Annotated in this window: 24 protein-coding genes; 18 read left to right on the top strand and 6 right to left on the bottom strand. The window is 40.7% G+C overall.

Annotation, left to right across the window (positions count from 1 at the left end; translation table 11 throughout):
• Positions 1-3: 3 nt before the first annotated feature.
• The 6 genes from F597_RS0105655 to F597_RS0105630 all read left to right on the top strand — a co-directional run bounded on the left by F597_RS0105655 (position 4) and on the right by F597_RS0105630 (position 6,545).
• On the top strand, positions 4-1,002 hold the full coding sequence (locus tag F597_RS0105655) for a stage II sporulation protein M (RefSeq protein ID WP_019538752.1): 999 nt from the start codon (positions 4-6) through the stop codon (positions 1,000-1,002).
• 10 nt (positions 1,003-1,012) lie between these two features.
• Positions 1,013-1,942, top strand: a complete 930-nt coding sequence (locus F597_RS0105650; RefSeq protein ID WP_019538751.1) for a hypothetical protein — start codon at positions 1,013-1,015, stop codon at positions 1,940-1,942.
• On the top strand, positions 1,932-2,780 hold the full coding sequence (locus F597_RS21515; RefSeq protein ID WP_019538750.1) for a DUF4129 domain-containing protein: 849 nt from the start codon (positions 1,932-1,934) through the stop codon (positions 2,778-2,780). Before F597_RS0105650 ends, F597_RS21515 begins: the two co-directional genes overlap by 11 nt.
• Complete coding sequence (locus F597_RS21510; RefSeq protein ID WP_019538749.1) at positions 2,773-3,999, top strand: DUF4350 domain-containing protein; 1,227 nt, start codon at positions 2,773-2,775, stop codon at positions 3,997-3,999. The genes F597_RS21515 and F597_RS21510 overlap by 8 nt, the downstream gene beginning before the upstream one ends.
• A gap of 142 nt (positions 4,000-4,141) precedes the next feature.
• Positions 4,142-5,140, top strand: coding sequence for an AAA family ATPase (locus F597_RS0105635; protein WP_019538748.1), 999 nt, complete (start codon positions 4,142-4,144; stop codon positions 5,138-5,140).
• A gap of 73 nt (positions 5,141-5,213) precedes the next feature.
• Complete coding sequence (locus tag F597_RS0105630) at positions 5,214-6,545, top strand: DUF58 domain-containing protein (RefSeq protein ID WP_019538747.1); 1,332 nt, start codon at positions 5,214-5,216, stop codon at positions 6,543-6,545.
• A 104-nt stretch (positions 6,546-6,649) separates the two neighbouring features.
• Here F597_RS0105630 and pgl read toward each other — a convergent pair whose 3' ends face one another.
• Together pgl and zwf are read right to left on the bottom strand one after the other, a co-directional pair.
• Positions 6,650-7,372: a 6-phosphogluconolactonase gene (pgl, locus tag F597_RS0105625; RefSeq protein ID WP_019538746.1), complete on the bottom strand. Its 723-nt coding sequence runs from the start codon at positions 7,370-7,372 to the stop codon at positions 6,650-6,652.
• 105 nt (positions 7,373-7,477) lie between these two features.
• Positions 7,478-9,007, bottom strand: a complete 1,530-nt coding sequence (gene zwf / locus F597_RS0105620; RefSeq protein WP_019538745.1) for a glucose-6-phosphate dehydrogenase — start codon at positions 9,005-9,007, stop codon at positions 7,478-7,480.
• Between the two features lie 676 nt (positions 9,008-9,683).
• Here zwf and rpsF point away from each other — a divergent pair.
• Genes rpsF through rplI form a run of 3 tightly spaced genes read left to right on the top strand, consistent with a single transcriptional unit; the run spans position 9,684 to position 10,848 of the window.
• A complete protein-coding gene (gene rpsF, locus F597_RS20220) occupies positions 9,684-10,118 on the top strand; it encodes a 30S ribosomal protein S6 (protein ID WP_019538743.1) in 435 nt (144 codons plus the stop codon).
• A gap of 3 nt (positions 10,119-10,121) precedes the next feature.
• A complete protein-coding gene (gene rpsR / locus F597_RS0105605) occupies positions 10,122-10,388 on the top strand; it encodes a 30S ribosomal protein S18 (protein WP_019538742.1) in 267 nt (88 codons plus the stop codon).
• A 16-nt stretch (positions 10,389-10,404) separates the two neighbouring features.
• A complete protein-coding gene (gene rplI, locus F597_RS0105600) occupies positions 10,405-10,848 on the top strand; it encodes a 50S ribosomal protein L9 (RefSeq protein ID WP_019538741.1) in 444 nt (147 codons plus the stop codon).
• A 92-nt stretch (positions 10,849-10,940) separates the two neighbouring features.
• Here the strand turns inward: rplI and F597_RS0105595 are convergent, their stop codons facing one another.
• The 4 genes from F597_RS0105595 to pta all read right to left on the bottom strand — a co-directional run bounded on the left by F597_RS0105595 (position 10,941) and on the right by pta (position 15,425).
• A complete protein-coding gene (locus F597_RS0105595; RefSeq protein ID WP_019538740.1) occupies positions 10,941-11,984 on the bottom strand; it encodes an LLM class flavin-dependent oxidoreductase in 1,044 nt (347 codons plus the stop codon).
• 150 nt (positions 11,985-12,134) lie between these two features.
• Positions 12,135-13,337 (bottom strand): acetate kinase, encoded by a 1,203-nt coding sequence (locus F597_RS0105590; RefSeq protein ID WP_019538739.1) that lies wholly within the window; start codon positions 13,335-13,337, stop codon positions 12,135-12,137.
• Positions 13,338-13,424: 87 nt separating this feature from the next.
• Positions 13,425-14,402, bottom strand: a complete 978-nt coding sequence (locus tag F597_RS0105585) for a 3-hydroxyacyl-CoA dehydrogenase family protein (protein ID WP_019538738.1) — start codon at positions 14,400-14,402, stop codon at positions 13,425-13,427.
• A gap of 9 nt (positions 14,403-14,411) precedes the next feature.
• The gene (gene pta / locus F597_RS0105580) at positions 14,412-15,425 is read right to left on the bottom strand and encodes a phosphate acetyltransferase (RefSeq protein ID WP_019538737.1); all 1,014 of its coding nucleotides are present in this window, start codon (positions 15,423-15,425) and stop codon (positions 14,412-14,414) included.
• A gap of 381 nt (positions 15,426-15,806) precedes the next feature.
• On the opposite strand from pta, the gene F597_RS0105575 reads away from it, so the two are divergent.
• From F597_RS0105575 to F597_RS0105535, 9 genes are all read left to right on the top strand, one after another.
• The gene (locus F597_RS0105575; RefSeq protein ID WP_019538736.1) at positions 15,807-16,718 is read left to right on the top strand and encodes a DMT family transporter; all 912 of its coding nucleotides are present in this window, start codon (positions 15,807-15,809) and stop codon (positions 16,716-16,718) included.
• Positions 16,719-16,869: 151 nt separating this feature from the next.
• The gene (locus tag F597_RS0105570) at positions 16,870-17,367 is read left to right on the top strand and encodes a DUF1648 domain-containing protein (protein ID WP_019538735.1); all 498 of its coding nucleotides are present in this window, start codon (positions 16,870-16,872) and stop codon (positions 17,365-17,367) included.
• Between the two features lie 98 nt (positions 17,368-17,465).
• Positions 17,466-18,353 carry a DMT family transporter gene (locus F597_RS0105565; RefSeq protein ID WP_019538734.1) on the top strand — a complete coding sequence of 296 codons (888 nt, stop codon included), beginning with the start codon at positions 17,466-17,468 and terminating at the stop codon, positions 18,351-18,353.
• Between the two features lie 80 nt (positions 18,354-18,433).
• Positions 18,434-18,952 (top strand): HXXEE domain-containing protein, encoded by a 519-nt coding sequence (locus F597_RS0105560; protein WP_019538733.1) that lies wholly within the window; start codon positions 18,434-18,436, stop codon positions 18,950-18,952.
• A 55-nt stretch (positions 18,953-19,007) separates the two neighbouring features.
• Entirely contained in the window at positions 19,008-19,928 is a 921-nt protein-coding gene (locus F597_RS0105555) for a nitroreductase family protein (RefSeq protein WP_044060096.1), read from the top strand.
• Positions 19,929-20,028: 100 nt separating this feature from the next.
• Positions 20,029-20,907: an aldo/keto reductase gene (locus tag F597_RS0105550; protein WP_019538731.1), complete on the top strand. Its 879-nt coding sequence runs from the start codon at positions 20,029-20,031 to the stop codon at positions 20,905-20,907.
• On the top strand, positions 20,882-21,511 hold the full coding sequence (locus tag F597_RS0105545; RefSeq protein WP_019538730.1) for a GNAT family N-acetyltransferase: 630 nt from the start codon (positions 20,882-20,884) through the stop codon (positions 21,509-21,511). Before F597_RS0105550 ends, F597_RS0105545 begins: the two co-directional genes overlap by 26 nt.
• A gap of 122 nt (positions 21,512-21,633) precedes the next feature.
• The gene (locus F597_RS0105540) at positions 21,634-22,974 is read left to right on the top strand and encodes a hypothetical protein (protein WP_019538729.1); all 1,341 of its coding nucleotides are present in this window, start codon (positions 21,634-21,636) and stop codon (positions 22,972-22,974) included.
• Between the two features lie 166 nt (positions 22,975-23,140).
• Positions 23,141-24,628 (top strand): ArnT family glycosyltransferase, encoded by a 1,488-nt coding sequence (locus F597_RS0105535; protein ID WP_026327160.1) that lies wholly within the window; start codon positions 23,141-23,143, stop codon positions 24,626-24,628.
• Positions 24,629-24,719 lie beyond the last annotated feature (91 nt).

Below are 24,719 nucleotides of genomic sequence, written 5' to 3'. Positions count from 1 at the left end.
TGTATGAAGGAAGTCGCATTCATAAAGCAAAACAAAAGCAAATGGCTGGAATTTGAGCAATTGTTAGCCTCAAATCATCCCCAGAACCCGGATGAAATGGCTAACCTTTATATCCATTTGCTTAATGACTTATCTTTCGCACAGACTTATTATCCGAAAAGCAAGACGACCGATTACCTCAATTTTCTGGTTTCACAAATATACCGCAAAATTTATAAAACGAAGCGTTTGGAAAAGAACAGATTCTGGAAATTTTTCAAAACCGACGTCCCGCTCACTCTCTATAAGTACAGAAAAACCATGTGGTTTGCATTTGCGATGTTTCTGTTTTTCATTATTCTTGGTGCTGTTTCAGCAAGATATGACGATACATTTGTCCGCATGATCCTTGGTGACGGCTATGTGAATATGACACTGGAGAATATTGAAAAGGGTGATCCGATGGCAGTGTATAAGTCGGGCGGGCGTATGGGATCGTTTATCGGTATCACTGTAAACAACGTTTATGTGGCATTACGTGCCTTTATTTTCGGTGTCCTGGCCGGTATTCCCACTTTCTATATTGCCATGACGAACGGCATTATGGTAGGTTCGTTTCAGTATTTCTTTTATGAGCATGGTGTTTTCGTAGAAAGTTTGCAGGGGATCTGGCTTCATGGCGCAATGGAAATATTCAGCATCATCGTGGCTACAGCTTCGGGATTTATTCTGGCGGCATCTGTCCTTTTTCCAGGGACATATTCCCGTTTCAACTCCTTCCGGAGTGGATTCAAAGAGAGTTTGTACATCATAGTGAGTACTGTTCCATTCTTTGTTGCGGCGGGTTTTATTGAAGGTTTTGTTACGAGACTTTCCGACAGTATGTCGCTGTGGTTGAATCTGGTAATTATTCTGGGGTCTTTTTTATTCATTTTTTTCTATTATATGGTTTATCCCTTTATTGTTGCGAAGAAATCGGAAAAGGGAAAGGAACTATCACATTATATACAATCAATAAATTAATATAAATCACATGTTTCAGTTATATAAACAACGGGATTTCAGTGCGTATATCAGTGACACTATCGTATTTTTTAAAGTTTACTGGAAGAATTTTTTCGGGAATTATATTGTAATCACGGGTGGAATCCTGGCTCTGCTCTGTGTGATTTATTTCTTTGTCTTCCGCGATCTTTTCACAGCATTGTTTAACACGGTCAATGACGGGGTGGGATATGATATAAGTTATTATTTCTCAGATAATCCTGTGTTGTTCATATCCATGTTGATGATGGTGATAGTGTTGAGTATCCTTTTTTCCATTTTTGCCGTAGCCTATCCTGTTGTTTATCTGAAATTGATTGAAGAAACAGGGAGAAAGGACTTTACTTCGTCAGAAATTTTTGACCGGATTAAGAAGTTCTTGCCGAGAATTATCCGTTTCGGGCTTTATTCGCTCATTACATTCTTCCCGCTTATTATCGTGGCAACCTTGCTGGCAAGCGTTTTGGTCTTGTTAGTAGTAGGTGTCTTTATTCTGATACTGCTTATACCTGTGGCATCGGTTTGGATTACGCAGACGTTTTATGTTTATATGCTCAATGAAGTATCGTTTACAGATGCGATGAGACAAGGGTGGAAAATTCTGTTTTCAAAGAAATTCTGGCATATTATCGGCTCTGCAGTAGTTATTTATTTTATATTGAGTATTCTTCAGGGCATGGTAACGATGATCCCCTATATTATCATGGTGTTTTCGGTATTGGCAACCGGAAACGGACAATTAAACCCGGAATTTGGAATTTATGTATCCATATTGTATATCGTATCACTCGTATTATCGTACATATTATCCAATATTTTAACGGTGAATCAGGGTATCGTGTATTATAGTACGCTGGAACAGAAGAACCATACTCAGGCATTGTCGGAAATTGATTTAATAGGACAGAATGTGGAATAAATTGTTATCCATAATCTTTATTGCCGGATTTATCTCATTTTTTGAAGTTTTTCCGCAGGATAGTGTTGTAGTTGCAACCGAAGAAACGTTTGCCGACTCCCTGCACATTATACCGGACATTCAATTTATAGACCCGGATGCTTTAACCCGGTTTCAACGTGACAGCATTATAGATGCTATCCCGAAAGACACTACTTCCCTGACTACGTTGCGGCATTTTAACGGACACCTTACCGAAAAATATGCATCGGATAGCGAGCTGAATTATGAAAGAAATATCAATAAAAGTTTCTTTCAGCGACTTAAAGAGACTATCTCTGCGTGGCTTAGAAAACTGTTCGGAACGCCGGATACTTCCAGGGTCAATAATCTCTCTGATAAAATATTGAATATTGTATTGGTGACGATTTTCCTGGCTGCCGTGTATGTCGCTGTGCGCTTGTTCATGAATCACCGTGGGCGGTGGTTTTTTGAAAAGAAGAACGAAACGGTTGCTGTCAATCTCTTAAACGTTGAAAAACATATTCACGAAGCAGATTTTGAAGCTCTTCTCAATGAGGCGGAGCAGAACGCAGATACCCGCCAATCCGTCCGGTTGCTCTATTTATGGGTGCTTAAGACGTTTACAGACAATCATATCATCCGATGGAATCCGGATAAAACGAACATTGACTATCTTTCCGAAATAGAGGATAAGGTATTGCAGGAACAATTCAGATATCTTTCCTATCTGTACAATTACATCTGGTACGGCGAGTTTTCTATTAACGATTCGGAATACCGGAACGCCCGCGAAACGTTTCTCCGTCATATAAAAATAAAATTGGAAAATGAGTAAGACGCTGAAAATATATCTGTTTGCTTTTGCGGTACTCATTGCCGTAATGATTGTAATAGACCAGACGCGTCAAAGACCGTTGGACTGGTTTCCAAGCTACTATCTGGATGAAAAAAAGCCACTGGATTTATATGTGTTGAATGGGGAAATCGATCATTTATTCAGTGACAGTGTTGTCCGTTACGGCAAAAATCCGTTTGAATATTTTCAGCAGCAGGACAGTCTGAATATAAGAAAAGAGACCTATTTGTTTATCAGGGAATCAGTATATATTGATGAATCATCGACTAACAAAATATTGAAGGCCGTGGAACGAGGCAATACACTTTTTATTGTTTCCGACGGATTTGATCCCTATTTAACCGATACATTACGTGCTACCTGTGAATACGTCTCTTATGATAATCCGGTTAGTTTTAACTCTAAAATCGATGAGAGACCTGAATTGAAACTTAAATTTTCAAAAGGTATATGGAGTGGTGAAGAGTATTCCTATTCTCCTGTTTTCGGGCGATACGCGTTCTTGTCAGCCGATAGCGCTTCTGCTACGGCATTAGGTTATATGACGTTTCCCGATGGGGCGGAATACATCAATTTTATTGAGTTTGGAGTTGGGAAAGGTAAAATCATCCTGCATAACCAGCCGGTTGTTTTCTCCAATTACTCGTTACTTTCGAATAAGCTGTCGCAGGAGTATGCCGAGAGAGTATTAAGTTATCTTCCCGATCAGCCGGTTGTTTGGTTCGTTGCATCGCAACAGCATGATGAGAATATGGGGAGAAATCAACTGAGTATTGTTTTCCGGTATCCTGCGTTACGGATGACATGGCTGATCTTCCTATACGGACTGGTTGTGTTTATTCTCTTTACTGCCAAACGCAAACAACGCGTTGTCCCTGTCATAAAACCGGTGAGGAATACCACAGTCGAATTTGTACAGACAATAGGGAATCTCTATTTTCAGGAAGGAGACATTTCAGATATCGCCCGAAAGAAAATTATTTATTTTCTGGACAGAGTGCGAAGAACATACAATATAGACACCCGGTTGCCCGAAGATAAGCTGATTCATCGATTACATCTCAAATCGGGAAAGGATGTGGAACTGGTCAAAGAGATCCTTTCTTTGATCGCAGAGATAAATGACCGGGATCAATGCAGTAAACAGGAACTTATACAATTAAGTCTGCTGATGGATCGTTTCTGGGACAGTGATTAATGTGACTAATCCCGACAAGTCGGGACAGGTGGTGCCAATGAGATTAATGTGACTAATGAGACTAATTTGCCAATGTGAATAATGAAATTAAGTTTTTCACTTTTCACTTATAAAGTCTTTACTCTATTAAAATATACAAAATATGGAATCGAACGAAAATTTAGAGAATAATATCCGGTTTGAATCAAGGCTCGACTTAAGCGAGTTGCGTCAGACAATGGACGCCGTGAGAGCGGAATTGCAAAAAGTAATTGTAGGACAGGATAAATTAGTGGATTTCCTGCTGGTTGCACTCCTTGCCAACGGTCATGTACTCCTGGAAGGGGTGCCGGGTATTGCAAAGACGCTTGCCGTGAGACTGTTGGCCAAAGCAGTGGATACCTCTTTCAGCCGGATACAATTCACCCCCGATTTAATGCCTTCCGACATTCTCGGTACATCGGTTTTCGATATGAAGACCTCGGATTTTCAGTTCAGGAGAGGCCCTGTTTTTGCCAATCTTATTCTGGTGGATGAGGTAAACAGGGCCCCGGCGAAAACGCAGGCGGCTATGTTCGAAGTAATGGAGGAGCGGCAGGTTACACTCGACGGTGAAACTTATTGTATGGAAGAACCGTTTATCGTCATCGCCACGCAGAATCCCATAGAACAGGAGGGTACTTACCGTCTGCCGGAAGCACAGTTAGACCGTTTCCTTTTCAAGATCGTCGTCGATTATCCGAATGTAGCAGAGGAATTTGAGATCATCCGCAGGGAGCATGAAACAAAGGGTTTCAACAAAACCGACAACATTCACAGTGTGGTGTCGGGCGAACAGGTTGTGAAATTTCAATTACTGGTTCGTGAAGTTGTCGTAGAAAGCCACTTAATGGCTTATATTGCGAATATTGTGCAGCAAACGCGACAGACACCGTTCCTTTACCTGGGAGCATCGCCTCGTGCTTCAATCGCTATTTTGAACACGGCCAAAGGAATGGCAGCCCTCAACGGGCGCGATTTCGTGACGCCTGAAGACATCAAGGATGTGGTGGTTCCGGTGTTACGCCACCGTGTGATCGTATCGCCCGAGAAAGAGATGGAAGGCCTGAAGGCAGAACAAATCATTTCGGAGATCGTAGCTAATATAGAAGTTCCACGATAGAACAGATTGTTCTTTGTCTATTCCCATTGAAACGAAAAAGCAATGAGACCAGTGTCAAAATAAATATATACGGATGAAGATATTAAAGTCATTATACATCAACGATATGTTCTTCTGGTCGCTGCTTGGCATTGCAGTGCTCTCTTTCGTTTCCTTTTTTGTGGATTGGTTGTATCCTGTTGCCGCAGGATTACTTGCCCTTCTGCTGTTGCTGCTTCTGGTGGATATATTCGTTCTTTTCTCGGGTAAGAACAGTATATCGGCATCGCGTGTTTTGCCCGAGATGCTTTCGAACGGCGATAAGAATTCTGTATGGATAAAAATCTGCAACAATTACCGTATTCCTGTTTATCTACGTATCATCGACGAAGTTCCCTGTCAATATCAGAAGCGAGATTTTTTACTAAAAAGCCGTATCGGGAAATTTTCAGAAAAAGAATACGAATACACTCTACGCCCGGTTCAGCGGGGTGAATACCTGTTCGGAAAGCTCAATATTTTCGTGCTTTCCCCGCTCCAGCTGGCCATGAGGCGCTATATTTTCTCGGAAAACGCCATCGTTGCGGCCTATCCCTCGTTCATCCAAATGAAAAAATATGACCTGATTGCTTTCTCGCACAATCCGTTTGAATACGGATTAAAAAAAATCCGACGGATCGGGCACACCATGGAATTTGAACAGATCAAAGAATATGTGCAGGGGGATGATATACGGACCATCAACTGGAAAGCAACTTCTAAAAAGGCGCAACTGATGGTGAACCAATACCAGGAAGAGAAATCACAACCGGTTTACCTGCTCATTGATAAAGGGCGAAGCATGCAAATGCCTTTTGATGGTATGAGTCTGTTGGATTGGGCTATAAATTCCTCCTTGGCACTCAGCAATATTGTTATAAGGAAACAGGATAAAGCAGGTCTGTTTACTTTTTCCAAAAAAGTGGAAGATCGTGTTCCCGCTAACCGGCAAGCAGGACAAATGCAGAAAATCATGAATGCGCTGTACCGGATTGAGACCAACTTTTTCGAGAGCGATTTCAACCGGTTATATGTGGAGATCAAACAAAGTATTGCACAACGAAGCCTGTTGATACTTTATACCAATTTTGAAACGACCGATGCGTTACAACGCCAACTACCGTACCTTAAAGCCATATCCAAAAACCATCTGCTTATTGTGATATTTTTCAAGAATACTGAATTGGATCGATTGATTGACAAGAGAGCCGAAAAACTGAATGAAGTATACGATAAGATTATTGCCGAAAAGTTCACTTTTGAAAAACGGGTGATCGTGCAGGAATTAACGCGGCACGGCATCCAATGTATACTTTCTTCTCCCGAAAACCTGACTATCGACAGTATCAATAAATACCTGGAAATAAAAGCGAGAGGGATGGTTTGATGATTTGTTGATTTAACGATTTGATGATTTACTGATTTTAATGTGCTTAATAAGAATAAATTGGTGATGTATCGATATGATAAATTAGCCTTGAAAATGGAGGATTATTTGTTTCGAAGTGATTTGCTTGCGCCATGATCCAGGAACCAGTAAAGATTACCCGAATCCGGTTGTACCAATGCTGCGGGATATTTTTTTCCGGCCTGGTCGGGCTGCTCTATGATCTCTTTCACTTTATCCGCCTTGTTTTCTCCGGTTACCAGAAAAAAAACATTCTTTGCCGCATTGATTACTTTTCCGGAAAGGCTTACCCGTCTTTGCCCGCTTACGGGGTGAGTAGCAGTTACACAATTCTCCGGGCTATCCCAGAGTGTTATCTCATGAGGGAAAATGGAAGCGGTATGTCCGTCGTCTCCCATTCCCAGCATCAAAATATCGAAAGAAGGTACGCCATTAGTCGTTTCTAACTCCCCAGTGAGTAGTTTACCATACCTTACGGCTTCCGATCCGGGATCGTTTTCTCCATGGATACGGAAAATATTTTCGTTGGGTACCGGCACTAAATCGAACAGATGCTCTTTTGTCATTTTGTAGTTGCTCTCATCGTCGGATGGGGGTACACAGCGCTCATCGCCCCAGAAAAATCTGACTTTCTTCCAGTCTATTTCACCCTTTGGTAGTTGTGCCCAGTAGTCAAACAGCGATTTAGGGGTGGAGCCGCCCGACAGGGCAACTGTCACTCTTTCCTTTTCTGATATGATCTCCTTTATCTGCTCGGTAAAAGTATGGTTCAGATCGTCTTTTGTTTTAAAAATTTGTATCTCCATCCTTTTTGTATTGCTGGTATTATTAAATTATAAATTTCTGATTATCAACTGTCCATTATCCATTATCAATTATCAATTATCAATTGTCAATTGTCAACTTCTAACTCACAATTCACAATATATTCCGTCTTCCGCCAGATTTTTGCATGGGTAGCGCCAGGTGTTTTCTTTGCCTTCAATAAGATCGTCAGCCACGTCCGGTCCCCAGGATCCGGCGGGATAACCGTGGAGGGGCGCATCCTTGTCGTTCTCCCAGTAATCGAGAATAGGCTGTACGAATTTCCATGTCTCTTCGGCAGCGGCACCCTGCATAAAAAGCATATTATCGCCCGCCATACAGTCGAGTATCAACCGTTCATAGGCACTGGGTATATAATGGTCGTTCAGGTCCGAATAATGAAAATCCATATTGACTGATTTCACTTCATAGCCACTTCCCGGTACTTTCATTCCGGTCTTTAGCAGAATACCTTCATCGGGTTGGATACGCAGGATAAGTTGGTTATCGGAATGAGCTGTCCCCTCGGCTGCTTTGAACAACCTTTGGGGCGATGGCCTGAAATGGATGACTACTTCCGATACCTGTGTGGGAAGTCGTTTTCCTGTACGGATATAAAAGGGTACTCCTTCCCACCGCCAGTTATCGATATATATCTTCATTGCGGCATAAGTCTCTGTGCGCGAATCAGGTTTTACATTGGTTTCTTCGCGATATCCCTTGTAATGTTTTCCCCGTACGGTCGCTTCGGTGTATTGTCCACGGATCACATTCTTTTTCAGGTCGGTTTTACTCAGGGGACGCAGGGAGCGGAATACTTTCATTTTTTCATAGCGAATCTCTTCAGGCGTTATTTTGTTCGGAGGCTCCATGGCTACTAACGACAACACCTGAAGCAAATGGTTCTGGATCATGTCGCGCAGTGCGCCTGATCCATCATAATAACCGCCGCGGTTTTCCACTCCGACACTCTCGGCAGCCGTGATCTCTATGTGCTGAATATAATTACGATTCCATAGCGGTTCATAGATACCATTCGCGAAACGGGTCACCAGCATATTTTGTACCGTTTCTTTGCCCAGATAATGGTCGATACGGTAAATCTGGTCTTCCTGGAAAAAGTCCAGCAATTGCCCATTCAACTCGATAGCCGACGAAAGGTCGTGTCCGAAAGGTTTCTCAATGATAATTCTCCGGAAACCTTTTTGCTGTAATGTGAGCCCCTGCCCGTATAAAAATTTGGGAATGATGGGGTAGAGGTAGGGCGGTGTAGAGAGGTAAAAAATATAGTTATGCCCGAGGTTGAATTTTGTGTTCAGTTCGCTCAGTTTCTTTTTTACATATATATATTCTTCTCCCTTTGCGGTATCGATACTCAGGTAAAAAACAGAGGAGAGGAAACTGTCGATCTTTTTTTCTTCCGCTTCCTTATAGTGGGCAAACTGCCGGATGCCTTCTTTCATCTTCTTGCGGAACTGTTTGTTTGTGAATTCAGTCCGGCTCACCCCGAGGATAGCATATCCCTCCGGTAGTGAATCGTTCATAAACAGGTCGAACACGGCAGGGATCAGTTTCCGGTATGTAAGATCGCCCGACGCGCCGAAAATTACAAGCGCCTGGTTGATTGTTTTCTTCATTTTTTGAATGGATTTACGATATCAAGATAACAAACGTAGGTCTAAAAAGTTGAATTATCGGCTACATATCTAAAGAGGAATATTTTTGTCTCGAGGCTACAAAAGATAGCGGTTTAGCGGATACAAGGTTTTTTAAGAGAAATACTACCAGCCCCTTCGGGAAGGTGGAGACTATTTTAATCGTTAGGAATTGCATTAAGTCTTTGCTGAAGAACGAAAATGTCTTCCTGAAAGGTGACTGATCAGACATGAGAAAATGATTTGCAGGGGAGATCAAAGAAATACAGCAAATCGTTTACACCGATTTCCCCAAATGGGGGTTTAAATAGGATGGGATCGGACTTATAATTTATCAATTAAATCAACAGGCAATTCAATAATTTCAGCTATTTCTTGTGAATGATATCCCTTTGATTTCATGTTGCGGGCTATCTTTAGTAGCTTCAGATTCAATTCTGTATCATCAAAAAACATACGACCTAAATACTCCAATGCTCTTTGAATTTTCTCTTTACTTAATGCTGGCTCGTCCCTTTGTTGAATACTATTTCTGAAACTATGAAAGACATTCTGTTAGGATGAAAGTAATCATTATTATCATTTTGCAAATTAGATAATTTATTGTATCTTTGCCGCTCGAAATTTTTTCAATTAACGAATTAATAATTAAATTAGTATGAACAATTACGAAACCGTTTTCATTTTGACTCCCGTTTTGTCTGATGCTCAGATGAAGGAAGCGGTTGAAAAATTCAAAACCCTCCTCACGGATCAAGGGGCCGAAATTGTAAACGAAGAAGACTGGGGTTTGCGTAAATTAGCGTATCCCATCGACAAGAAAACGACAGGATTTTATGCCTTCCTGGAGTTCAAAGCCGATCCGTCGGTAATCGATAAACTCGAAGTGAATTTCCGTCGTGACGAACGTGTGATCCGTTTCTTAACTGTGAAACAGGATAAATTCGCGCTGGAATATGCCGAAAAGAGAAGAAACAACAGAGGTGGCAAAAGACATGAAGCACGTGCTGCCGGTGAAGGTGCAAAGACAGTAAAGAAAGAAAGAACAGAAGCTGTTGAAGCGGAAGTAGAACTTAACGAAAAGGAGGATTAAGAAATGGCTAAACAGACAGAAATCAGATATCTGACCCCGCTATCGGTGGATGTGAAGAAGAAAAAATATTGCCGTTTCAAAAAGAACGGTATCAAATACATCGATTATAAAGATCCCGAATTCCTGAAGAAGTTTCTGAACGAACAGGGAAAGATCTTACCAAGAAGAATTACCGGTACATCATTGAAGTTTCAACGCCGGATCGCGCAAGCAGTGAAGAGGGCTCGTCATATAGCTTTGCTTCCATACGTAGCCGATTTAATGAAATAAATAAGGAGGAAGAGAAATGGAAGTAATTTTAAAAGAAGATATACAGAGTTTAGGCTACAAAGATGATGTAGTGAACGTAAGAAAAGGATATGCCCGTAATTTCCTTATCCCTCAGGGTAAGGCGGTCATTGCTACCGAATCTGCAAAGAAGGTACTGGCTGAGACCCAAAAGCAGCGTGCACACAAACTGGCCCAGATAAAGACAGACGCACAAGCACTTGCGGATAAACTGGAAGGAGTTACACTGACTATTGGAGCAAAAACCAGTTCTACCGGAACAATTTTCGGTTCGGTTACCAATATTCAGGTTGCTGATGCACTGAAAGAAAAAGGTTTTGAAGTAGACCGTAAGCTGATCGTGATCAAAGACCAAGTGAAAGAAGTCGGAAGCTACAATGCTGTGGTAAGACTTCACAAAGAGGTTTCAGTAGATATTCCCTTTGAAGTGGTGGCGGAATAAGGCCAGCTTCAACCGGACCGATATTGAATGCCATTACGGCATATATCATATAACAGTGTCTGTATTTGAGAACAGACGGAAAACTACAGGTTTTATAGCCTGTAGTTTTTTTTAATCTCCGGCACTACTTCTGTGGCGTATAATTCTATACATCTCATTATCTCATCGTGAGAAGGAGCGCCTACATCGATATGCGCCACGAAACGGGTAATACCGAACATTTCTATCAGGCCTGTTATTTTCTCCTTTACACTCTCGATATATCCCATGAACAGAGCACCCTCATTGCTCATTCCTCCCCGGAACTGTGCTTGCGTATAGGGTTGCCAGCCGCGGCTTTTCCCAATCCTGTCCATTTGGGCGGCATAATGGGGGAAATAATTTTCTAACAGGTAATCCTGGCTATCTGTGACAAAAGTGTGTGAATGGATACCTATTTGCATTTTATCTTCCGGATGACCGTAATGGCGGTATACCTCCTTGTAATAATCTACTAACGGTTTGAATTGGGACAGTCTTCCTCCGATGATAGCGAATATGATGGGTAAGCCCAGCCTGCCTGCCCTTTCAATGGAAGAAGGTGTTCCTCCGACAGCAATCCAGACAGGTAATTCTCTTTCCGGTCGCGGATAAATGACCTGATCCTGAATGGGCGCCCTGAATTTTCCTTCCCAGTGGATGATCTCTTCTTTGTTCAGTAATAAGAGCAGGTCTAATTTTTCCGTAAAGAGTTCATTGTAATGGTTTAAGTCATATCCAAACAAAGGGAATGACTCTGTAAAACTGCCCCGGCCGGCCATTATCTCTACCCTTCCGTTGGAGAGTAAATCGAGTGTGACATAATCCTGATATACTTTTACAGGATCGGTCGAACTGAGTACAGTGACACCGCTGCCAAGTTTGATATTTCGTGTGACGGTCGAAAGTGCCGACAGCACAATTTCCGTTGAGGAAACGGCATAATCGGGGCGATGGTGCTCTCCCAGTACGAAACAGTCCAATCCCAATTCATCCGCCAACCGGACTTCCTCAATCATCTCTTTTAATCGTTCCTTTGGGGATTGAAAAGTTCTTTTTCCCGGATCGAAAGCCAAATCCCCGAACATCCCGATTCCGAATTCTATTCTTTTTGGCATAAATATTTATTCTTTTAAAAAACATGAAAGGGGGCAACCGTCATCAGGACAGAATTCTGTATGGCGATGTCCCGGGCAATGATATGCACAGGGTGAATATACGATTATTGAAAGGAATAGGAGGAGAGTTTCTCCATACGGGAATGTATATTATGCCTCCTGTAATATTTCTATCGTATCATTTGCAATTGACAACTCCTCATCTGTAGGGATGATCACCACTTTCACCTTGGAAGTCGGTTTACTGATCACTACCTCTTTGGCACGTACCGAGGCGTTCACCTCTTCATCCAGTTCAATCCCCATAAATTCCATATTTCTGCATACATCCCTTCGGGTGATAGCCTGATTTTCGCCTACGCCTCCCGTAAATACCAGGATATCTACACCTCCCAGCACGGCAGCGTATGATCCTATATATTTCTTGATACGGTAATTGTAAGTATCCATTGCCAGGATAGCTCGTTTATTGCCATTTTTGATACCGGCTTCGATCTCGCGCATATCGGAAGAAATTCCGGAAATACCGAGTACGCCGGAGAATTTATTCAACAGTGTAGAGATGCCTGTAGTACCCATGTGTTCTTTTTCCATGATGTAGGAGATCACACCGGGGTCCACATCACCCGACCGGGTACCCATGATCAAACCTTCCACGGGAGTCATTCCCATGCTGGTGTCAATGGATTTCCCGTTTTTGATGGCGGTGACCGATCCTCCATTGCCGATATGGGCGGTGATGATACGTTGCTCTTCGTAAGGAACACCCAGAAATTCACAGGCACGTGCCGAAACGTAGCGATGACTGGTACCGTGAAAACCGTACCGGCGGATGCCGTATTTTTCGTATAATGAATGGGGTATCCCGTACATGTAGGCATAATCGGGCATGGTCTGATGAAAAGCGGTGTCGAAGACTCCCACCTGTGGTGTATCGGGCATCAGTTCCTGAATCGCATAAATACCTTTCAGGTTGGGAGGATTGTGTAATGGAGCCAACTCTATACATTCATTCAGTATCTCAATCACCTCATCGGTAATAAGTACGCTTGAATTGAAACGTTCACCGCCATGCACCACGCGGTGGCCGACCGCCTCTATTTCGTCCAACGATTGGATGCATCCGTATTTCTCACTGAGCAGAACACCCAAAATATATTCAATACCGGCACGGTGCTCAAGGATCTCGCCCTCTAACATCACTTTCTGTCCGTCGGGAAGTGCGAATTTAAGGAAAGAACCCTTCATTCCGATTTTTTCCACACCTCCCTGGGCAATCACCTCTTTGCTTTCCATTTCGAAAAGCTTATATTTGATGGATGAACTTCCGCAATTTAAGACCAATATCTTCATCTTCTTTGTTCTTTATATCTCAATTATTTTGATTTTCAAATCCTTAATTCTTAATCCTGAATCTTGAATTTGGAATCTTGAATCCGGTTAAACTATGTTTTTGTTGATGGATACCGGGTTCCCGTCACTATCGTAAATATAGAACCCTTTTCCTGTACGCACACCCAATTGGTTGGAACGGTACAGTTTCCATAAAATAGGATTGGGCTTATAATGCTTCGCCCCGAAATCGTTGAACATGGCCTCCATGAGTGTGACAAGGCGTTCTATCCCGATAATATCAGCCATACGGAAAATACCGTAGCGTTGACCGTAAATGATAGTAAAAGTCTCTTCAATATCTTCTATGGAACTGACTCTTTCCAACAGAATCTGGCAAGCCTCATTGATCATAACTACCAGCATCCGCAGGCTTACGTTCCCGTTGCTTTCGTTAATACGGTGAGGCTTGTATTTGATCAATTTGGCAAAGATCTCCATCTTGTGATAAACCTCTTCCGACGTGTACATACCGCTCACGATCTCCAGGATGCGGGCATCGGGATGCGACACAGGGAAATAGAGGCTCACGCAGCGCTCCTTATGAACGAGATCGGCAGCCAGCTCACTGATGATTACAGTAGATCCGTTGGAGGCGATGATGGCATCTTCATCCAGTATCTCTTCCAATCTTTTGAAGATATTCTTACGTAGCGGCGTACTACGACGACCGCTTTCCGAATACCGTGTACACTCTATTACAAGGTCGCAGCCTTTGAAATCTTCATACACAAGAGTAGGAGTGATACGGTTCATAATGATCTTTTTTTCTGATGGTGTCAATCCCCAACTGCTGATCTTCTGATCCATGATCTTCTCCAATTCACCTATAACAAAATCGATTCGCTCCTGCGACTCATCTAAAAAGACCACCTCCATACCGGCTGTTGCAGCCATATTGATGATGGTCCGTCCCTCTTTCCCGGCACCTACTACCCCGATCTTCGAGAACAATGGTTTATTCTTGCTTTCGGAGGAGATCGTAAGTCCGTAATTCTCAATAGGCTCTATGATTATTTCACTCATATCCTGCGACTATTTATTTTGTTTTAATCCGATAGCCTGATTGGCTGTAATGGCTACCATGTTGTAAATATCTTCTACAGAGCAGCCACGTGAAAGATCGTTTACCGGAGCAGCCATGCCTTGCAGTACCGGTCCGACAGCTTCTGCGTTTCCCAGTCTCTGTACCAGTTTGTAACCGATATTTCCCGCTTCGAGGGTAGGGAAAACCAGTACATTGGCTTTGCCGGCAATGGGGCTTTCCGGCGCTTTACTTGCTCCTACAGAGGGGACCAGTGCAGCGTCTGCCTGTAATTCTCCGTCAATCTGTAATTCCGGATCGATCTCCTTTGCGACACGGGTTGCTTCTCGTACCTTGTCGATCATCTCATGTTCGGCGCTTCCTTTCGTGGAGAAACTGAGCATGGCTACACGTGGTTCTACGCCCACCAGGCTTTTCATCGTTTGTGCGGAGGCGACTGCGATAGATGCCAGTTCTTCGGCCGTAGGATCAGGCATTACGGCGCAATCTGCAAAAAGTAATGTCCCGTTTTCCCCATATTGAGGGGTTTGTGTGAACATGATGAACGCCCCCGACACAACCTTTACTCCGGGTGAGGTCTTGATAATTTGCAATGCAGGCCGGAGTACGTCGCCTGTGGTATTCTTCGCACCGGCGATCTCACCGTCGGCATCTCCGGCTTTGATCATCAGACAGGCCAGATATAGCGGATCTTCCACTAATTGAGAGGCCTGCTCATATGTCATCCCTTTCTTTTTACGTAATTCGATAAGAAGTTGGGTATATGCCTCTTTCTTTGCATGCTCTTTTGGATTGATGATTTGGGCTTTTCCGATGTGGGAGAGTCCTGATTCTTTTGCGATTTCCCTGATTTCTGCAGGATTTCCCAGCAGGATTATTTCTGCCAGACCATCACGGAGCAGTTGATCGGCTGCTGTCAGAGTTCGCTTTTCGGTACCTTCGGGCAATACGATCCGTTGTATGTTCGCTTTTGCCCTTTCGATCAAACTGTCAAGTAAGTTCATTGTATGCTAAATTCACTAATGGTGGATGTATGCTTTGGTTCTTAATTCCTATAGGGAACGATTTCAGAATATCCAATATTTCCCGCAAAAGTACGAAAAAAAGCGCAGATGAAGTAGCAAAATGTCAACATTTTCGACAAACAATAGAGTCAGAAGGCGATGGATCATTCTCCACTATAATTTGACAGTGATCCCGGAAGTTTATGAATCGTTTTGTTATAATAAACTTGTATGTTATTTTTGCTATATGGAACGAATATGAAAATTGATTTAATAATCCCGACAAGCCGGAACAACCTGTCCCCATCTTTCGGGAAGTAGTGATGATGTATTGATTTGATATAAAATAATCGTGCGAAGAAGATAAATAGTTCTAATCGGATGAAACGGGTAAATAGGGAAGTAGTAGCTTATGCCGGTCTCACATTGATGACCTTCATTATCGGTTTTTCTTTTATCTTTGTAAAGATGGCGTTGCGCCACGCTTCGCCCATTGATTTGCTGGCACACCGCTTTACGGCGGCAACTGCCGGTTTATTCTTTTTTTATTTGTTGCGCAGGAAGGAATGGCCTGTGATTGACCGAAAAAGGATATTACCTCTGCTCGTATTATCCCTGTTTTATCCGTTACTGCTTTTCTCAATGCAGACAATAGGTTTACAGTTTACCACTGCTTCCGAAGCCGGTATTTTATCGGCAACCGCACCCATTTTTACGGTTATTCTGGCAGCGGTATTCCTGAAGGAGAAAAGTTCCTTTTGGCAAATTATTTTTGTGCTGTTGTCGGTAGGTGGTGTTGTGTATATTATGTATAAGAACGGACTGGGAGAAGTTAGTAACGAAACGTTGAAAGGCGATTTTTTCATTCTTCTTTCGGTAATATCCATGGCTGTTTATTTTGTACTTGGCCGAAAGATTACACAGCAGTTCAACGCTATGGACATTACATTCTTCATGACCCTAACCGCTTGTATCCTATTTAACCTCATTGCTGTAATAACCCATCTGAAATGGGGTACATTGCCGCTCTATTTCGCCGCATTCAAGAATAGTGAGTTCTTGTGGACAATACTTTATCTGGGTGTTCTATCCTCCTTCCTGACTTCCTTCCTGACTAACAGTGCCCTGACGGTAATACCGGCTTCACAGGTATCTATTTTCAACAACCTCAGTCCCGTGATAGCCGTTTTCAGCGGTGTGTTGTTTCTGAATGAAACGCTTCATCTTTACCATATCATTGGTGGTATAATGGTTCTGACAGGAATTATCGGTGTGAACGTGCTGAAAAAATAGAGTAGATATTACAGTAATATAAAATGGCATTTTTTTGTATTGGGAAAGTATATAAAAACAGGTGGAAATTGTAGAAATAATCAACATTCCTCATCAAAATGTAATGTTGAAGAAAGATGGTGCGAATAAAAAATATAACTTTGATCCATAAATGAAAGATCATCCAAAGGTAAAAATCAATTTGACTACGACTGATAAAATAATAGAAATTATCAGTTGGATGGTTATTATTGGAATCTGGGTTTTGACATTAATGAATTATGAAAAATTACCGGAACAGATCCCTATTCATTATAATGGTACCGGAGAAGTGGATGGCTTTGGAGATAAAAGTCATATCCTGATTTTACCAATTGTCGCGACACTACTTTTTACCGGACTGACAGTCCTCAATAAATATCCCCGTGTTTTTAATTATTTTGTCCCTATTACACAGGAAAATGTCTTTTGGCAATACTCGAATGCAACTCGATTAATCAGGTCAGTTAAATTATTATTTGTTGTAGTTTTCGGGCTTATTGTGTTCATGACAATACAAATTGCAAAAGGAACTGCGGATGGGCTTGGAGTCTGGTTCTTACCCCTGACGATCGGATTGTTTTTTATTCTGATAATGTATTATTATCTGAAGAGTGTAAGGAGACATTAATCGAGCAATCGAAAATTCGACTTATGTCGAATGAGATACAGTTTAATAAAGAACTAAGCAATACCATGCTGAGAAATATATTATAAGAAGTGTGTTGAATGACTGGAATAATTTTAGTTGCAATTGCTGTTGTCTTAAGAGTAATCTCTAATCCTTTGGCGAATGTCTATCAGAAACAACTTGCCTCAAAAGGGAATAATCCGTTAATCGTTAACTTTCTGACCTATTTCTTACTCTCATTATTTTGTGGTATTCTTCTCTGTTTCATGCAAATACCTGACTTTGAAAAAGATTTTTGGCTGTATTCAATTCTAGGAGGAATCGCAGGCGCTGTGGGAAACGGTTTTCTTGTGAAGGCGCTTCAAACGGGGGATCTATCGATTTTGGGTCCCATAAACTCATACAAGTCGGTTATCGGAATAATTGCCGGAATATTTTTGCTTTCGGAAATACCGAATATTTGGGGTATTATAGGGATATCGCTTATTATTTATGGAAGTTATTATGTTTTAGATACAACTGATGACAGGTTCTCATGGAAGCTTCTGAAAAATCCGGCTATTCAATTCAGAATTTGGGCAATGGTCCTGACAGCTATTGAAGCTGTTTTTATAAAAAGAGTGATCTTGGCGTCCTCAACAGTGTTGGCATTTATAAGTTGGTGCATATTCGGTGCTTTGTTTTCTTTCATCGTGCTGTTCTTTTATAAGACCAGACTTAAGACAGAGTTCAGGAGAACGGTTAAACTGGAAAATCTGAATAAATTTTTGCTTTTGGTTGCTTGTATTGGAACAATGCAATACACGACAAATTATGTCTTTGATCATATCCCGGTGGGTTATGCGTTATCGCTTTTTCAGCTTTCAATCATTGTAAGTATTCTGTTTGGCTATAAATTTTTTCAGGAAAAGGAGATCAAGAAAAAGATTATCGGCTCAGTGATCATGATCTTTGGTTCCGTGATGATCATATTACTTAGAAATTAGTAAGCGATGAATTCTGGCTGACCCAAATTATCAAGTGGGACCTTTTGTGATGAAAGATATTTTTCTAAATTTGTATCCAAATGAGTACAGCAGAATTATCCTTTCTTATATTATCCCTTTTTATGATTCACGAATTTGAAGAAATCATAACTATTAGAAATTGGATACAAAAGAATGAGAACGATAAAAAGTTGTCAGACGAAATGTTTATCAAAGGGAAAAAACATTATCAATCTACCGAAACAATCAGTTTAATGATAATGGAAGAATTCGTTTTGGCATCAATAATACTTTTTATTTCAGTTAGATTTCAAATAACAGAAATGGCTATCGGATTATTTATTGCCTATACGCTTCATTTGTTCGGACATATATTCCAATACATAAAATTCAGAAAATGGATCCCGGGAAGCCGAACAGCGTTGATAACGATATTGCCTGTTTTTTATATATTCTACATAACATTTGTTAACAACAATTTGAATGTAACAAATATAGCAATTTGGAGTTTAGCGCTTTTAATAGCGTTATTACTTAATCTGCAACTAATGTTCCGTTATGCCGACAAAATAGAAAACTGGCGAAAGAACCATTTATAAAACTTCATTGAAAAATGAAACCGACGTTCCATTTCCCGAATCTTATCATTTGAACATGGCTATACCAACATCAAGAACAAAAGAAAAAGCCGAAATACATATAAAGAGTGATAAGTGTACCGGCTGCGGAAAATGTGTAGAGGTTTGTAAAGATTTCAGCCTTTACCTTGAAAATAATAAAGTCAGGGTCAGCATCACTCCGGCATTTGGGTGCATTGGTTGTGGACATTGTATGGCTATTTGTCCGGTGGGTGCAATTGAGATATCCGGCAGGGAATTATCCAAAGAGGATCTATTTGATTTACCGCCTGAAGCAAGCACCGCAAATTATGGGCAATTGCTTGCCTTGTTCCGGAGAAGAAGGAGTGTAAGGGAATTTCTGGATAAAGAGGTAGAACCCGAAATCGTCGAAAAAATACTCGATGCAGCGAGCACCTCTCCAATGGGGCTACCCCCTTCTGATGTAAATGTCCTGATTCTTGACAGTAAAGAAAAAACAAGAAAGTTTGCCGTTGATTTTTGTGAATATCTTAACGGGATGAAATGGTTCGTTTCCAAATGGTTCTTAACAATGATGCGTCCGTTTTGGGGCAAAGTAAACGATGAAATGTTCAAGGGTTTTGTAAAACCTCTTTTTGATATATATATTCATAATATCAGGGAAGGGATTAACCTGGTCAACTATGATGCTCCCTTAGCTTTATATTTTTATGGTTCTCCTTATACTGATCCTGCTGATCCGATTGTTGCTGCAACCACAGCAATGTATGCGGCAGAATCTTTGGGATTAGGAACCTGTATGCTGGGAGGGGTGCATCCTTTAATTCAAAGTGGCAAAAAAGCAGAAAGGTTCAGGGAAGAGCATGGAATAAAATATGCCAGCAGAGAAGGAATATTTGTTGTTTTCGGATATCCGGGGATGAAATATAGAAAAGGTATCAAAAGGACCTTTGCCTCAACCTCGGTGATGAATTAAATTGGCGCAAACCTGCGGTACATAAAGGAAGGCATACGGTTTTTTAAGTAAGGACCGGAATATAAAAAGACGACAATAATAATTTGGAAAGGAGAATTTTATGCATAATCAACTTTATGTAACTTTGAACAACGGTGTTAAAATGCCGATACTTGGATTCGGAACCTTCAAAATACCCGACGGAGAGATTGTCGTCCAGTCAGTCAGGAAGGCATTGGAATCAGGATACCGCCATGTTGATACGGCAGCTTACTACAAGAACGAAATCGGCGTAGGCGAAGGCATTCACCAAAGCGGAGTCGATCGCAGTGAAATTTTTCTCACCGACAAGGTGTGGGGTTCCGACTCCGGATATGAAAATACGCTCAAAGCCTTCGACATAAGTTTAAAACGGCTTGGAACGGATTATCTGGACCTTTATCTTATTCATTGGCCTAATTATAAAAACAAAGGTACATGGAAAGCTCTGGAGAAGCTATACTGTGAAAAGCGTGTTCGTGCTATTGGTGTATCCAATTTTCATATTCACCATTTGGAATCACTGTTTGCCGAATGCGAAATAAGACCTATGGTAAATCAAATTGAGTTTCATCCCCGATTATTACAGACTCCTCTGCTTGAATATTGTAAGAAGCAGCAAATACAATATGAGGCATATAGTCCATTGATGCAGGGGAAAATATTCAGTATACCCATGTTAGCAGAGATGGCGGAAAAGTATGGACGTACAGTTGCACAGATTGTTCTGCGTTGGAATATTCAAATGGGAGTGGTTACCATTCCAAAATCAACGCACCCCGAAAGGATTTTGGAGAATAAGAGAATCTTCGATTTCGAGATCAGCGAAGAGGACATGCAGGCTATCTGCGCACTTGATAAAGGACAAAGGGTGGGTCATGACCCTGATAGAAGGGTAAAACCAAGTAATAACTATTTCATACGACAAACAGAATATGGATTCAGTATCACCAACCATTGATAAAGATTTTTTAGTCGAGTTAAGATTTGAGCCATTGACAAAAAACAATTGGAACAAGTTTGTAGAACTCTTTGGAGTGAAAGGAGCCTGCGGCAATTGTTGGTGTATGTTTTACCGGCTAAAAAAGGCAGATTATAAAGAAGGCAAAATGAATGACGGAAACAAAAATGCGATGAAACAGCTTGTCTGGAACAATCAACCGACAGGACTTCTTGGCTTTTATAAAGACATTCCGATTGCCTGGTGTGCATTTGCACCCCGGGAAGATTTTTTGAAACTGGAAAAATCAAGAATTCATAAACGTATCGACGATAAACCCGTCTGGTCTGTTCCCTGCACTTTTATTGCAAAAGATTTTAGACGGCAAGGGGTTTCGGTTGCACTTTTAAAAGGATTGATAAAATACGCCAAGGAAAACGGAATAAAAATTATTGAAGCCTATCCGACCATACCCACACAGGGAAAACTTCCTGACGCCTTTGCGTGGGTAGGTCTGTATAAAGCGTTTGAAAGAGCAGGTTTTGAAATCGTTGACGAAACATCGAAAAACAGGCCTATGGTTCGATATTATGTTGATACCTCACTTTTTGATACATCGTTTTGACACGATTTCCGCCACTTCGGCAAGCGCCCACTCGTTAACAGCAATGTTCCCATCGAATCACAAGTCTGGTGGAACATTGTAATGCATTGAGAACAGCCAACAAAGAATTAATTTCAAATGATATGAGCTTTAAAACAAAAGACAAGATTTCAGCTACCATATATATAATGCTGATCATCTCAATACTTTTGATGATACTCACCTTCATATATTTTAAGTTTTCAGCAACCAATGGAATAATATTCGACAACGGTGATACATATATAACATTAAACGGTCCCTGGAAATTTAGGACAGGTGATAATCAACAATGGGCTGTCCCCGATTTTAATGATTCAGAATGGGAAATAGTTGATTTTACCGCACCTCCGGGAGCACGGGATGGTGATGTAGGAATTTCGGGATATGTGCCAGGTTGGACTGGCAAAGGACACCCCAATTATTCAGGATACGCCTGGTATCGCATGAAGGTTTCGATTGAAAATCTTGATAAAAAAAAATTATTTTTGCTTGCACCTTCCGCTGTAGATGATGCGTATCAAATATATATTAATGGAGAATTGTTGGCCAGTGCAGGTGATTTCTTTGACACACCTCCCACAGCATACAGCATTCAGCCTCGTATGTTCCTACTACCGGAGAGTACAGGAAAAGAAAATAATATAACGATTGCTTTCAGGGTATGGATGAGTGCAGCCACGTTAGGACAACTTCCTGATTTGGGAGGTATTCATGTGGCTCCTATGATCGGAGAGAAAAGTAAAATTGAATCAATCTATAAACTTCAATGGCAACAAAGTATCAAAGGCTATATTGTAGAAGTTGTGTTACCCCTGATTTTTATTCTCCTGGCAATAACAATGTTCCTATTGCATAGAAAGAAAAGGCTGACCCATTCCTGCAAATGGTTTATTATTGCCTTAGTTTTGTTAGCCCTGGTACGTCTTAATCAGGCTGTTTACTATTGGTTTCAAATAGAGAGCGCTCATCAATTTGACATCGTGACAACCGTTATTCTAATGCCATTGATCCTCGGGAGTTGGCTTATGGCCTGGTGGGAATGGTATGGCTTGGAAAAGCCAAAATGGATACCGAAAATTATTTTAATACTTACCTTGAGTTATTTGGTTTCCCAATTATTGGGACTTTCATGGATTTCGGAATCAATGAATCATGCTCTTTTTCTAACCATTGTTGACTATACACGCTTATTATTCATCATGTTAATGCTATTTATAATTTATCTAACAATCCTAAAACATGGATTGAGAGATTGGATAACATTATTGGCAACCTTGCTGGTATCAATAGGTATATTTTCAAAAGAAGTATCTGCATTGTATATTCCAGGAATTTGGTTCCCGTATGGAGTAGGTGTATCCCGTACCCAGTATGTTTATGCCGCTTTTGTTGTATTGATGTATATAATACTGCTTCAAAAGAATAGGAAAACTCTTTCGTAATAATTCACATTTGATATATCAAAAAACTAATAGACAACGTTGTTCATCAACTAAAAAACAATCAAGACGGAACTAATTGGTTGGACGAAAATGTCAAGAAAAAGTTGGAAAAGTAAATGGGAAAAATTGCTAAATTTGCCGTTACTCAGAATTTTGAGATCAAACAATGAGAAAATACTTGCCAATAATTCTAATTTTGTCTACTATCAAATTCATGATTCATTGGTTTGGAAATCAGAATTATGGTTTTCATCGTGATGAGTTGTTGCATTTATCGGTCAGTGAGCATTTAGATTGGGGTTTTATGGAATTCCCACCATTCATTGGTGTAATCGCAAAAATATCTTATTGGCTTTTTGATTATTCACTTTTGGGAGTCAGACTTTTTCCCACGTTGGCAGGTGTTGGAATATTGATCCTATGTTGTTTGATTGCGAAAGAGCTTGGTGGAAAATCCAGGGCGGTATTACTGTCCGGAATCTGCATTCTTGCTTTTCTTCCGTTTTATCGGAATCACACTTTATTTCAACCGGTGGCGTTTGACCAATTATTCTGGACATTAGGATTTTACTTTATCATAAAATTTATAAACACACAAAACAAAAAATACCTGGTTCTTTTGGGTATAACTTTAGGATTAGGATTAATGACCAAATACACCATATTGGTTTGGGCTTTTGGGATATTCGTTAGTTTGATTTTCCATCAAAAGGGTCAGATATTTAAAAATAAATGGTTTTATATTTCGGCATTGGTTTCATTGCTGATTTTCTTGCCCAATATTATTTGGCAGATTTATTACGACTTCCCTCTGTTAAAGCATTTACAGGCGTTAAACGACAAGCAATTGGACGGAATCAACCCGATGGAATTTGGCCTGGAACAATTGAAATATCCTTTCACTTTAGTCATAAGCCTTTTGGGTATAAGTGCCTTCCTGATCGACAAGAACTTAAAAAAATACAGGACCATAGGTATTGCAGCTTTAGTTATCTTCTTTACGATGTGGCTCCTTCATTCAAAAGCCTATTACATATTTGCCATTTATCCTGTCCTTTTTGCCGGTGGTGCTGTAAAAATAGAATCTTTGCTTTCGGGAAAACCATCTCTGGTATATGTAGTTGCCGTAATCGTTCTCTTGCCGTCCATCTATTTTATTCCGGAGGCCATTCCAATCCTTCCCATTGAAAAATATGTCGAATATAAAGGTTTAGAAGAGAGAAATGGACGAATAGAACTGACAGGAGATTATGCCGATATGTTTGGTTGGGAAGAACAGGTAAAACTGGTAGATAGTGTTTATCAATCTTTAAGTTCTAAAGAAAAAGATAATTGTGTTTTATGGGCGGAAAATTATGGAGAAGCAGGAGCGCTTAAAATATTAGGGAAAAGATATGGCCTTCCTAACCCGATTAGCAGGCACGGAAGTTTTTGGATTTGGGGATACGGCAATAAGAATGCAGATGTATGGATTAGTGTAGGAAATGAGAAACCATCGGTAGAATATGTTTTTGAAGAAGTTGAATTGGTGAAAATAATAACCCACAAATATGCAATTGAAGAAGAGAACGGAATCCCTCTTTACATTTGCAGAAGACCAAAAATTGATATTGATAAATGGTGGAAAGATTATGAAAAACATATATTCAATTAAATAGAAGACCATAATATTCAATAAAAAACAGATTAAATTTTGCGATAATACCATAAATTGGTATTTTTGTAGAGGTTAATAAGGAAAAATA

Origin of the sequence: Proteiniphilum acetatigenes DSM 18083 (assembly GCF_000380985.1) — a bacterium.
Taxonomy (GTDB): domain Bacteria; phylum Bacteroidota; class Bacteroidia; order Bacteroidales; family Dysgonomonadaceae; genus Proteiniphilum; species Proteiniphilum acetatigenes.
This window is presented reverse-complemented; position numbering and strand designations above follow the sequence as displayed.

What these genes read in the sequence shown, in the direction of transcription:
- F597_RS0105650 (WP_019538751.1), top strand. Translation starts at nt 1,013, where the DNA reads ATGTTTCAGTTATATAAACAACGGGATTTCAGTGCGTATATCAGTGAC.
- pgl (WP_019538746.1), bottom strand. Translation starts at nt 7,372, where the DNA reads ATGGAGATACAAATTTTTAAAACAAAAGACGATCTGAACCATACTTTT.
- F597_RS0105630 (WP_019538747.1), top strand. Translation starts at nt 5,214, where the DNA reads ATGAAGATATTAAAGTCATTATACATCAACGATATGTTCTTCTGGTCG.
- pta (WP_019538737.1), bottom strand. Translation starts at nt 15,425, where the DNA reads ATGAACTTACTTGACAGTTTGATCGAAAGGGCAAAAGCGAACATACAA.
- F597_RS21510 (WP_019538749.1), top strand. Translation starts at nt 2,773, where the DNA reads ATGAGTAAGACGCTGAAAATATATCTGTTTGCTTTTGCGGTACTCATT.
- F597_RS0105535 (WP_026327160.1), top strand. Translation starts at nt 23,141, where the DNA reads ATGAGAAAATACTTGCCAATAATTCTAATTTTGTCTACTATCAAATTC.
- rpsF (WP_019538743.1), top strand. Translation starts at nt 9,684, where the DNA reads ATGAACAATTACGAAACCGTTTTCATTTTGACTCCCGTTTTGTCTGAT.
- rpsR (WP_019538742.1), top strand. Translation starts at nt 10,122, where the DNA reads ATGGCTAAACAGACAGAAATCAGATATCTGACCCCGCTATCGGTGGAT.
- F597_RS0105570 (WP_019538735.1), top strand. Translation starts at nt 16,870, where the DNA reads ATGAAAGATCATCCAAAGGTAAAAATCAATTTGACTACGACTGATAAA.
- F597_RS0105550 (WP_019538731.1), top strand. Translation starts at nt 20,029, where the DNA reads ATGCATAATCAACTTTATGTAACTTTGAACAACGGTGTTAAAATGCCG.
- F597_RS0105655 (WP_019538752.1), top strand. Translation starts at nt 4, where the DNA reads ATGAAGGAAGTCGCATTCATAAAGCAAAACAAAAGCAAATGGCTGGAA.
- F597_RS0105635 (WP_019538748.1), top strand. Translation starts at nt 4,142, where the DNA reads ATGGAATCGAACGAAAATTTAGAGAATAATATCCGGTTTGAATCAAGG.
- F597_RS0105560 (WP_019538733.1), top strand. Translation starts at nt 18,434, where the DNA reads ATGAGTACAGCAGAATTATCCTTTCTTATATTATCCCTTTTTATGATT.
- F597_RS0105545 (WP_019538730.1), top strand. Translation starts at nt 20,882, where the DNA reads ATGGATTCAGTATCACCAACCATTGATAAAGATTTTTTAGTCGAGTTA.
- rplI (WP_019538741.1), top strand. Translation starts at nt 10,405, where the DNA reads ATGGAAGTAATTTTAAAAGAAGATATACAGAGTTTAGGCTACAAAGAT.
- F597_RS0105555 (WP_044060096.1), top strand. Translation starts at nt 19,008, where the DNA reads ATGGCTATACCAACATCAAGAACAAAAGAAAAAGCCGAAATACATATA.
- F597_RS0105585 (WP_019538738.1), bottom strand. Translation starts at nt 14,402, where the DNA reads ATGAGTGAAATAATCATAGAGCCTATTGAGAATTACGGACTTACGATC.
- F597_RS0105590 (WP_019538739.1), bottom strand. Translation starts at nt 13,337, where the DNA reads ATGAAGATATTGGTCTTAAATTGCGGAAGTTCATCCATCAAATATAAG.
- F597_RS0105595 (WP_019538740.1), bottom strand. Translation starts at nt 11,984, where the DNA reads ATGCCAAAAAGAATAGAATTCGGAATCGGGATGTTCGGGGATTTGGCT.
- F597_RS0105565 (WP_019538734.1), top strand. Translation starts at nt 17,466, where the DNA reads ATGACTGGAATAATTTTAGTTGCAATTGCTGTTGTCTTAAGAGTAATC.
- zwf (WP_019538745.1), bottom strand. Translation starts at nt 9,007, where the DNA reads ATGAAGAAAACAATCAACCAGGCGCTTGTAATTTTCGGCGCGTCGGGC.
- F597_RS21515 (WP_019538750.1), top strand. Translation starts at nt 1,932, where the DNA reads ATGTGGAATAAATTGTTATCCATAATCTTTATTGCCGGATTTATCTCA.
- F597_RS0105575 (WP_019538736.1), top strand. Translation starts at nt 15,807, where the DNA reads ATGAAACGGGTAAATAGGGAAGTAGTAGCTTATGCCGGTCTCACATTG.
- F597_RS0105540 (WP_019538729.1), top strand. Translation starts at nt 21,634, where the DNA reads ATGAGCTTTAAAACAAAAGACAAGATTTCAGCTACCATATATATAATG.